Source organism: Candidatus Baltobacteraceae bacterium, from assembly GCA_036488875.1.
GTDB lineage: Bacteria > Vulcanimicrobiota > Vulcanimicrobiia > Vulcanimicrobiales > Vulcanimicrobiaceae > JAFAHZ01.
In genome coordinates this window covers 58681-69552 of record DASXGW010000001.1, presented here as the reverse complement: position 1 = coordinate 69552, position 10872 = coordinate 58681, and the positions used below count along the sequence as shown (strand labels likewise).

Below are 10872 nucleotides of genomic sequence, written 5' to 3'. Positions count from 1 at the left end.
GCAGGGCGCGAAGTCGAAGGGCAGGCGCATCTCACCTCTTGTCATCCTGAGCGTAGCGCCCGAAGGGCGCGAAGTCGAAGGGCAGGGCGTCTCACCTCTTGTCATCCTGAGCGTAGCGCCCGCAGGGCGCGAAGTCGAAGGGCAGGCGCAGACTAGACAAATGCGCGGCACTGCGCAGTTGTGCCGGTATGGAAGGGTATTTCGTCTATATGCTGTTCTGCCGCGATGGCAGCTACTACGTCGGTATAACGAACGACGTCGAGCGGAGGGTATGGGAGCACAACGAAGGCTTCGATGAGGACAGCTATACGTTTTCTCGACGTCCCGTCGTATTGGTGTACTCTACGGCTTTCGATTACGTTGGCGATGCTATCGACTGGGAGAAGAAGCTTAAGAGATGGAGTCGCCGCAAGAAGGCGGCTCTGATTCGCGGCGACTGGAAGATGATCGGTAAGTTTGCCAGAGGTTCGCATAAGCACGAGCGCTCCAGCAACCGCTGAGATGCGCCTGCCCTTCGACTTCGGCGCTGCGCGCCTACGCTCAGGATGACAGTGCCGGAGATGCGCCTGCCCTTCGACTTCGGCGCTGCGACCTACGCTCAGGATGACAGTGCCGGAGATACGCCTGCCCTTCGACTTCGGCGCTGCGCGCCTACGCTCAGGATGACAGTGCCAGAGATGCGCCTGCCCTTCGACTTCGGCGCTGCGCGCCTACGCTCAGGATGACAGTGCCGGAGATGCGCCTGCCTTCGACTTCGGCGCTGCGACCTACGCTCAGGATGACAGTGCCGGAGATACGCCTGCCCTTCGACTTCGGCGCTGCGCGCCTACGCTCAGGATGACAGTGCCGGAGATGCGCTTGCCCTTCGACTTCGGCGCTGCGCGCCTACGCTCAGGATGACAGTGCCGGAGATGCGCCTGCCCTTCGACTTCGGCGCTGCGCGCCTACGCTCAGGATGACAGTGCCGGAGATGCGCTTGCCCTTCGACTTCGGCGCTGCGCGCCTACGCTCAGGATGAGAGAGGCGGCGCGGCTAGATTTTCTGCCAGCCGCGGACGATTGGGTAGCTGGCGAATTCGAACTCGACGTCGCCCTCGTCGCCGTCGGCGGCAAACGCCGCGGCCCACGGCTCGAAACCGTTGCGAAGCCGGTGAGTGAAATCGAATCCGCGGCCTTCGGCCGTCTTCTTCGCCGCCTTTTCTTGGCCGCGAACGACCGATGCGTCGCCGATATGCTCGGGAAGCGTGTGCACGTAATCGCCCCAGACGTGCCAGATCGCCATGCTAACCTCCGTTCCCGTTGCGTCCGCTCTTGACGAGGTATGCGCCGGCCGCGGCTCCGGCCAACGCCAGTCCTCCGATAATCCATTGGCGATTCATGATCAGCTCGGTCTCCCAACTGCGGGGCTTCGCCATGTCGTCAAACTCTCCGTGGGCGCCGAAGTCCTTCGTGCGATCGGCGGGTTGGAACAGATTGTCGGGGCGGCCGGGATGCAGCGGCTCCTGCGTCTGCTGAGATTTGTAACCGGTCATTGCGAGGTACAGGTCAGCGATGCGCGGCGCGAACTTTTGAACGAGAATTGCCAGCACCGTCGAGAAGCCGACCCACATCTCGCGCGGTTTTTTATGCGCCGCCCAATAGATGGCGCGTCCCGCGACTTCGGGCTGGAAGATCGGCGGCAGCGGCTGCGGATGCCGTAGACCACTCTTGACGCGGTTCCAGGTGAACTGCGGCGTATTGACCGCCGGCATGTGAACCATCGTCAGACGAACCTTGCTACGATGGTGAATCAACTCGCAACGCAACGAATCCGTAAAGCCGCGGATTGCGCTTTTCGATCCACAGTACGGCGACTGCAGCGGGATGCTTCGGTAGCACAGCGCGGAGCCCACCTGCACGATCGTTCCACGATTGCGCCGGCGCATTCGCCGTAACGCCGCCATCGTGCCCCAAACGTAGCCGAGGTACGTGACGTCGGTGAGACGCTTCCATTCCTGCGGCGTCACGTCCCAGAACTCCGAAAACACGTTGGTAAACGCGACGTTGACCCAGGTATCGATTGGGCCGAGCTCGTCCTCGACGCGCTGCGCGGCACGCTCGACTTCGTCCGGATCGGCGACGTCGACGGGAATGCCGATCGCTTCGGCGCCGAGACTCTGCGCATCGGCTACTGCGGCATCGAGTCCCTCTTCACCGCGGGCGAGCAGCGCGAGCTTGACGTTCGGTTGCTTGGCAAACTCACCAACGGCCGCACGCCCGATTCCGCCGGATGCGCCCGTTATTACGACGACTTCGGAACGAATTTCTTTCGATAATCGATCTTGCATCTTAAATTTCTACCCACAAATGCAACCGCACGCTGCGATCGTAAGCAACGGTGCAACAGGTCCGTCGCCGCGTTTGGCTCGCACGCGACGAAGGAATGACGCTGTTATGCACGGTGAGTTCTCATGGCCGCTTGTCCGTCAGGCAGAGGGAGGCGATAAGCTCGCCTTTGGTCCGTCCGTCCTGTCGGACAAAACGCGCGACTGGCGCGCGCGCATAGAAGACGCCAAAGTCGTTAAAAGCGTTTGTCCCTATTGCGCCGTCGGCTGCGGACAGAACGTCTACGTCAAAGACGAAAAAGTGATTCAGATCGAGGGCGATCCGGACAGCCCGATTTCGCGCGGCCATCTCTGTCCCAAGGGAGCCGCCACCCGCACGATGGTACAGAGCCCGCTGCGCGAGTACAAGGTAAAATACCGCCGCCCGTACGGGATGCGATGGGAAGAGCTTCCGCTGGATCGCGCGATGGACATGATCGCCGACCGCGTGCTGCAGACGCGCCGCGAGACGTGGGAATCCACGGACGAGGAAGCAAAGGCGATCAACCGCTGCTATGGCATCGCGAGCCTGGGCGGCGCGACGCTCGACAACGAAGAGAACTACTTAATGAAAAAGCTCTACACTGCGCTGGGCATCGTGCAGGTAGAGAACCAGGCTCGAATATGACATAGCTCGACGGTTCCCAGTTTGGGAACCTCGTTCGGCCGCGGCGGCGCCACGACGTTTCAGCAAGACCTGCAGAACTCCGACTGTATCTTGATCATGGGCTCGAACATGGCCGAAAATCACCCGGTCGGCTTTCAATGGGTCATGGAAGCGCGCGAGCGCGGCGCGACGTTCATCCACGTCGATCCGCGCTTCACGCGCACCAGCGCGATGGCGACCATGCACGTACCAATCCGCCCTGGAACCGATATCGCCTTCCTGGGCGGCGTCATCAGATACATTCTCGAAAACGACCGCGCGTTTACGGAATACGTCGTCAACTACACCAACGCGCCGGTGATCCTTCGCAACGAGTTTCTCGACACCGAAGATCTCGACGGCTTCTTTTCCGGCTGGCAGCCCGATAAGAACGGCTACGTCTTCCATAGCTGGATGTACGAGGGCATGGATCTTCACGGGGCGTCGGGCCAGCGCGAGAGCGAAGAAGGGCTCGAAAAACAGGAAAGCACGAAAGCCGACACGATGGATGCCTTGAAGCGTGGCGAGCCGCCGTACTTGGATAAAACGCTGCAGCATCCGCGGTGTATCTACCAAGTGCTCAAACGCCACTACAGCCGCTACACGCCCGAAACGGTGGCGAAGATTTGCGGCATCGAGCCCGCGCAGGTCGTAGCCGTCGCCGAAGCGCTCTGCCAAAACAGCGGGCGCGAGCGCACGTCGGCCATCGCGTATTCGGTCGCCTGGACGCAGCACACGTTCGGCGTGCAAATGATTCGCGCGGCCGCCATCGTTCAACTGTTGCTTGGAAATATCGGCCGCCCGGGCGGCGGCATTCTCGCGTTACGCGGACATGCCTCAATTCAAGGCTCGACCGACATTCCCACGCTGTTCGATCTGTTGCCGGGGTACATTCCGATGCCGCACGCGAAGGCGCACAGCAATCTGCAGCACTTCGTTGAATCCGAAGGCGCGAAAACCGGCTTTTGGGGTAACCTCGACAAGTACGTGGTCAGCTTGCTCAAGGCGTGGTTCGGCGAGTATGCGACGGACGCCAATCAGTTCTGCTTCGACCTGCTGCCGCGCATCAGCGGCGATCATTCCACCTATCGCAGCATAATGGGCATGGTCGACGGAAAAGTCAAAGGCTTCTTCATCTGCGGCGAAAACCCGGCGGTCGGATCGGCCAACGCCGGCTTGCATCGCCGCGCGCTGGCCAACCTACAATGGCTAGTCGTGCGCGATTTCAACGAAATCGAAAGCGCGTCATTTTGGTACGACTGCCCCGAGATCGAAAGCGGCGAGCTGCGCACCGAAGCCATTCCCACCGAAATCTTTTGGATGCCGGCCGCCGCGCATACGGAAAAGGATGGATCGTACACCAATACTCAACGGCTGCTGCAGTGGCATCACAAGGCGGTCGAGCCCCAAGGCGAAGCCCGATCCGACCTATGGTTCTATTACCATCTCGGCAAGCGCATCAAGGCAAAGTTGGATTCCAGCCGGGATCCGCACGGCGATTTGATCCGCGAACTGACGTGGGAGTATCCCGAGCTGGGAGAGATTGCCGAACCCGACGCCCACGCCGTGTTGCGCGAAGTCAACGGCTGGGACGCCGAAGGAAAGGCGCTTTCGTCGTATACGGAACTCAAAGCCGACGGCTCCACGGCTTGCGGCTGCTGGATCTACTGCGGTTGTTTCAAAGATGAAAAGAATCAAACGGCAAACCGCACACCGAGAAGCGAGCAAAGCTGGGTAGCGCCGCAATGGGGATGGGCGTGGCCGTCAAACCGGCGAATTCTCTACAACCGCGCGTCGGCCGATCCCGACGGCAATCCGTGGAGCGAACGCAAGCGCTACGTCTGGTGGGACGAAGCGAGCGCGCAGTGGACGGGCCACGATTCCCCGGACTTCCAGAAGACCAAACGTCCAGACTATACGCCGCCCAGCGGCGCCAAGCGCGAAGAGGCGATCGCCGGCTGGCACCCGTTCATTCTACAAGATGACGGTTTAGGCTGGATCTTCGTCCCAAACGGCGTCGTCGACGGGCCGCTCCCGACGTATTACGAACCGCAGGAGTCGCCGGTTCGCAATCCGCTCTACGCACAACAATCCAACCCGGCGCGTCAGCAGTTTCCGCGGAAGTTCAACGAATACAATCCGTCGCCGAGCAGCGAACACGGCGATCTGTTTCCGTTCGTGCTTTATACGTATCGTCTTACGGAGCATCACACCGCCGGCGGCATGTCGCGCAGCGTTCCGCACCTGAGCGAGCTGCAGCCCGAGTTTTTCTGCGAAGTAAGTCGCGAGCTGGCGCAGCTGCGCGGGCTGCGTCACGGAAAGTGGGCGACGATTACGACGATGCGTGCGGTCGTCGAAGCGCGCGTCATGGTTACCGATCGCGTGCGGCCAATGCGCGTCGACGGCAAGGTCATCCATACGGTCGGCCTGCCTTACCATTGGGGACGCAAGGGCTTGGTCACCGGAGACTCCGCCAACGACCTCTTGCACGTCGCGCTGGATCCCAACGTGCACATTCAGGAGACCAAAGGTTTGACGTGCGACATTCAGCCAGGCCGCCGGCCGCACGGCGTTGAGATGCGCGAGTATCTGTCGGCCGTGCAGGGCCGGGCGCGCGCAAAGGAGCGATCGTGAGTACGTTTTTTGTGGACTTGATCGCCCAAACGTCGGCGGCCGCACAAGCCGCGACCTACGGTTCCTCCGAGCGCGATCGCAAAGGTTTCTTCACCGACACGACGCTCTGCATCGGCTGCAAAGCCTGCGAGGTGGCGTGCAAGGAATGGAACGAGCTGCCGCAAGACGGCTATACGTTTACCGGCATGTCGTACGACAACACCGGCGAACTCAGCGGTTCGACGTGGCGGCACGTCGCGTTCGTCGAGCAGATGGACGACAACCGGTGGCTCATGGAATCGGACGTCTGTAAACACTGCACGCATGCGGCCTGCCTCGACGTTTGTCCGACGGGCGCCCTGGTTCGCACCGAGTTCGGCACGGTCGTTTTGCAGGATGACGTCTGCAACGGCTGCGGCTACTGCGTGGTGGCTTGTCCCTTCGGCGTCATCAGCCAGCGCGTCGACGAAGTTTCTCCTCGGGGCGAGACGAGCGGCCGCGGAACGATGGGCAAATGCACGCTTTGTTACGACCGGTTGAAGGTGGGTGACGAGCCTGCGTGCGCCAAAGCTTGCCCGACGCACTCGATCCAATACGGGAACGTCGAAGAGCTGCGCGAGCGAGCGCAGGCGCGCGTGCAAGACGTCGTGGATCGCTTTCCGGACGCGCGATTGTATCTCGACGATCCGAAGGACGGCATCGGCGGCGGAGGCTCGATATTTCTTCTTCTCGATCGTCCCGAGGTCTATGGATTGCCGCCGAATCCCGTCGTGCCGACGAAATATCTCCCGCAGATGTGGCGCGCCGCCGGCGTAGCAGCGGCGGCACTGCTGGCGGCGATCATCGCAGCGAGTATCGGACCGTGAAGACCGCATCAGCAAACGGCGCGATCGGCGGCTATTACGGCAAGCCGATCGTCAAGCCGCCGGAGTGGACGCCGCTGATTCCAACGTACTTTTGGGCCGGCGGCTTGGCCGGCGCGTGTGCGGCGCTGGGACTCGTTTCGCGCGTTCGCAAAAAGCATGGGCTCGCACGCACGATGACACTCGCCGCGGCCGCGGGCAGCGCGCTTAGCGGTTTCTGCTTAATTGCCGACCTCAAGAAACCGTCGCGCTTTGCGAACATGCTGCGCGTCTTCAAGCCCACGTCGCCAATGAGCGTCGGCGTGTACGTGTTCTCGATATTCGGCGGATCGTCCATGGCTGCGGCCGCCTCCGAGCTCACGGGCATCGCAACGCCGCTGGGACGCGCGTTCGAAACGATCGCGGGACTCGTCGGACCGGTGATGTCGGTCTACACGTCCGTGCTCATCAGCGATACGGCTATGCCTGCGTGGCTCCACGGCCGGGAATCGCTTCCACTGCTGTTCGCCGCAACGTCGGCGTCGACGGCAGGCGCGGTCGGCCTTTGCTGCGCGCCGCCCGACGAGAACGGCGCTGCACGACGGCTGGCGTTGGTGGGCGCGATCGCCGTTCGGTTCGCGCTCAAGCGCCTGCATCACGAGCTCGGAAAAACCCAAGCGGAGCCGTATGAAAAAGGTCGGGCGGGAATGCTCGCATTCCTAGCTGGAGCACTCAACATCGCGGGCACGATTGCCGCCGCCCGCGGCAAAGGGTTGGCGAAGGCGGGCGGTGCGCTTCTTCTCGCGGGCGGCCTAGCCGAACGCTTCGCGGTGTACCACGCCGGAAAGCAATCCGCCAAAGATCCGAAATACATCATCGCCGCGCAAACATAAAGAAACCCCGGGCGCTGCCCGGGGCTTCTCTATCGTCGGTTTACGATTTTCCGCGTTCGTGCGGTGGAATGTGCCGCGCGTGCGGATGAGGGCGAGGCTTACGCGGATCCGGCCGAAGCTTCGCGTGCGGACGAACCTTGATGGCGTATGGCGAGCCCGAGAGTTCGTACGCGCCGACGTCGCACTTGTTCCCGCCGCCGCGCGTGTAGCCACGTTGATCGAAGCCCATATCCGTGACCGTGCCGCACGTTCCGTTCGATGCGGACGTCCACGGGATATACGCTTTGCCGGGACTCGTCGACTGGTCGGCGTTGGTGAACGTCGGGCCGCCGTTATTCGAGAGCGCGAGCAGGTTCGGATTAGCGGTCTTGTCGCCGGTCGCCGGGGTAAACGTTCCGCCGCCGACCTGCGCCGTCTGCAGAATGTTGTATCCCATCGACGTCATCGTGCCGCTGTTATAGACGTCGGCGCCACCGGCGGCTCCGGCGGTCCCACCGGCAACGATCGTGTTCGCGAGCGTTACGTACGGCGAGGTGTTGTTATCGTTGTAGATGTTGCCGCCCTTGCCGGTCGCCTTATTTTGATACATCGTGACGTTATCGAGGAACGCCGCATACGCGCCGTACTCATCGAAGCCGCCGCCGTCGATCGACGAGCTGTTGCCGCTGATCGTGTCATTGGTATACGTTCCGGAGTCGTAGCTGAAGATACCGCCGCCTCCGGAATGCGTCCCGGTGCCGGTGACCTTGTTGCCGGAAACCGTCGAGCCGGACATCGTAAAGGTGTCGTCGACGTAGATGCCTCCCCCGCCGGCGTCGGCGCCGTTCACGGCCGCCGCGTTCCCCGAAACCGTCGTATTCGTAATCGACATGACGTAGTCGTTGAAGATACCACCACCGCCGCCGTAGTCGCCGGCACCCGATGCGCTGTTGCCTGAAACGGTGGAGTTGTTGATCGTTACCACGTCCCCATCTCCATAAATGCCCCCGCCGGCGCCGCCGACAACACTATTGCCGGTAGCCGTGATGCCGCTGATCGTTACGCTGGTTTCGGCGTCGATCGCACCTCCGCCGTGATCGTAGACATTCGTATATCCCGTCGAGGTGGATTTGTTCGCGCTGAACGAGCCGCCCGAAAGCGTTCCCGATGAGTGCGTGCTCAAACTCAAGGCGCCGCCGAACGCCTTGCCCGCGCTAGCCGTAACCGTATTGGAACTGAACGTACCGTTGGTTATTCCAAAGGTACTATAATCGGCGTAGAGTGCACCGCCGTTTGCCGACGTCCTACCCGTCGCCTTGTTCGAGCTGAACTTGTCGCCGTTGGAATAGTAGGAACTGTCGGTATACACGGCGCCCCCGTAAACGATCGTCGAAGCCGTTGCCGATGAGATCGTGGCGCTATTGCTCGTGAAGGTATTGCCGTTGCTGATCAGGGTGCCGTCACTGTAGATCGCGCCGCCGTACGCATAGTCACCGATCGCGGTCTGCGCAACCGCTCCGTTGGTACTAAACGTGTCGCCGGTAAGCCGCGTGCTGAGATCGGTGTAGATCGCACCGCCGTACGCTTCGGCATCGCTCGCGCCGTGCAGGCCGGTCCCGACCGCACTGTTGCTCGTAAACGTGTCCTTGCTGAGCAACACCGAGCCGCTCGTGTCGGTGTCGATGGCACCGCCATAAGCCTCCCCGCTCCCCTTTGCCACGTTGCTCGTGAACGAGCTGTTGCTCATCGTGATGCCGTAGTCCGCCTCGAGGGCACCGCCCGCGGCTTCACCGTATGTCTCGCACGCGCTGCCGGTCGCGTATGCCTGGTTCGAGGTGAACTTATTGCCGCTGCCGTTGTCGGGATCGCTGTCGTTGTAGACGGCACCCCCATACGAATCGTCGTCGCCGCCGGCGATGTTGCCGGTAAAGGTGTCGTTGTCGAGCTCGATGGCGTTGCCGACGTCTTCGTAGATGGCTCCGCCCTCGCCGTACGAGCAGTTCGCGGTGCCGCCGCCGGCTTTGTTACCGGTGAACGTACTGCCGGTGATAACCGGCGATCCGGTCTCGAGATTGATCGCGCCACCCTCGCCGAAAGAGCTCGCCGACGTCCCGCCGGCGAGGTTGCTGGTGAAGGTGCTGCTGGTTACGGTAATACCGGGTCCTTCGCCGTCGTAAATCGCGCCGCCGTAGCCTTCGGGATACGAAGTCGTACACTTCGCAGTGAGCGTCGAGCAGCCCGAACTCGGACAACCCGTGCTCGTGCCGCAACCGGTGTTTGCGATGAATTGATCGCTGGTGAACGACGCTTCGCCATACGTCGTATTGACGTAGACCGCGCCGCCGTAGTATGCCGCGTTGGCGCTGTAGATATTGCCGCTCGACGTCAAGGTCGAGTACTCGTCGGTGTAGATGGCGCCGCCGTACGAGTAGACGGAATTGAAGCAGTTCTGCAGCACGTTCGAGGCAAACGTCGAGCCGCTCACGACGATATTGCCGTGATTGTAGATCGCGCCGCCGTACTGCGTACCGATCGTGCAAGCGTGCGGGCGAAGACGATGCGGCTGCTCGGGGTGACGGTCGCGATGCCGCCGCGCGTGCGGATGAACTCGGATGTAGGACGTGCTCACTTGCGAGCCGTTATCGGTAAACCCGTCGTTGTGCAACGTCAGACTGCCCGCGTTGTAGATAGCGCCGCCCGGCTGATTCGTCGTGGTGGCCAAACCGTCGGTGAGAACCAGGCCCGAGATCGTTGCGTTCACGCCGCCGTTGACGACGAAGATCTGCTGCGTGCCGGCACCGCTGATTTGAAGACCGCTCACGCTCACGGCACTGGTTAGGTCGGGATGGCGCGAGTCGCTATGCGGGCGAGCCGTCGTCGTGGTGCCCGGGCCCGCAATGGTCACGTTCGCATTGAGCGTCAACGATGACGCCAGCGTGATCTTCGACGTCGACGGAATCGTGAACAGGATCGTGTCGCCGGAGTTGGCCGTCGCGATCGCGTAGCGCAACGAGCCGGCGCCGGAGTCGGTGGCGACGCTCACGACCGGACCCAGCCGGATCGTCGGGGCGTTCGCCTTTCCGGCGGTAATCGTAATCTTTGCAACCGCGCGGTCGAGCGCCGTACCGGCGCCCCCCGTCGAGCTGTAGGTCGTCACGATGAAGCTATCGCTTCCCGGCGGCGCTTTCACGGAGAACGTGCAGAGCGTCCCGCTGGTGGTCGCCTTGCAGTTCGAGGAGCTCGTCGTCGCGTTGAAGATCTGCGCGGCTCCCCCGTTGATGACGAAGCCGACCGACCGGGTCAAAGGAGAGATCGTCGCGGGATGAAGATCGGCGTGGTCGCGGCGATGGCGCTTGGGGATGCGCATCGTCACGTGCACGTCGAGTACCCGGTGCCGGCCGTCGGTCGTTAAACCGCCGCCCGGCGCGCGAACGTTAGGACTCATCCCCGGTAAGAGGTTGCCGCCGTTGATTCCGCCGCCGCTGCAGCCCGTAACGAAGGTGAGCGCTACGCCAAGCGCAATCGCGCGTTTCATCG

The 10872-nt window shown here is 62.1% G+C and carries 6 protein-coding genes and 1 pseudogene; 4 read left to right on the top strand and 3 right to left on the bottom strand.

The window, feature by feature from the left end:
- Positions 1-188: 188 nt before the first annotated feature.
- Positions 189-500 (top strand): GIY-YIG nuclease family protein, encoded by a 312-nt coding sequence (locus VGG89_00290; protein HEY1974965.1) that lies wholly within the window; start codon positions 189-191, stop codon positions 498-500.
- Between the two features lie 532 nt (positions 501-1032).
- Here the strand turns inward: VGG89_00290 and VGG89_00285 are convergent.
- Together VGG89_00285 and VGG89_00280 are read right to left on the bottom strand one after the other, a co-directional pair.
- On the bottom strand, positions 1033-1281 hold the full coding sequence (locus VGG89_00285) for a hypothetical protein (protein ID HEY1974964.1): 249 nt from the start codon (positions 1279-1281) through the stop codon (positions 1033-1035).
- Position 1282: 1 nt separating this feature from the next.
- Positions 1283-2326, bottom strand: a complete 1044-nt coding sequence (locus VGG89_00280) for an SDR family oxidoreductase (GenBank protein HEY1974963.1) — start codon at positions 2324-2326, stop codon at positions 1283-1285.
- 223 nt (positions 2327-2549) lie between these two features.
- On the opposite strand from VGG89_00280, the pseudogene fdh reads away from it, so the two are divergent.
- The 3 genes and pseudogenes from fdh to nrfD all read left to right on the top strand — a co-directional run bounded on the left by fdh (position 2550) and on the right by nrfD (position 7356).
- A pseudogene (gene fdh / locus VGG89_00275) lies at positions 2550-5642 on the top strand (formate dehydrogenase).
- Complete coding sequence (locus VGG89_00270; protein HEY1974962.1) at positions 5639-6487, top strand: 4Fe-4S dicluster domain-containing protein; 849 nt, start codon at positions 5639-5641, stop codon at positions 6485-6487. Before fdh ends, VGG89_00270 begins: the two are co-directional and overlap by 4 nt.
- The gene (gene nrfD / locus VGG89_00265) at positions 6484-7356 is read left to right on the top strand and encodes an NrfD/PsrC family molybdoenzyme membrane anchor subunit (GenBank protein ID HEY1974961.1); all 873 of its coding nucleotides are present in this window, start codon (positions 6484-6486) and stop codon (positions 7354-7356) included. The genes VGG89_00270 and nrfD overlap by 4 nt, the downstream gene beginning before the upstream one ends.
- Positions 7357-7396: 40 nt before the next feature.
- On the opposite strand, the gene VGG89_00260 is transcribed toward nrfD, so the two are convergent.
- Positions 7397-10870: a choice-of-anchor Q domain-containing protein gene (locus tag VGG89_00260; protein ID HEY1974960.1), complete on the bottom strand. Its 3474-nt coding sequence runs from the start codon at positions 10868-10870 to the stop codon at positions 7397-7399.
- Positions 10871-10872 lie beyond the last annotated feature (2 nt).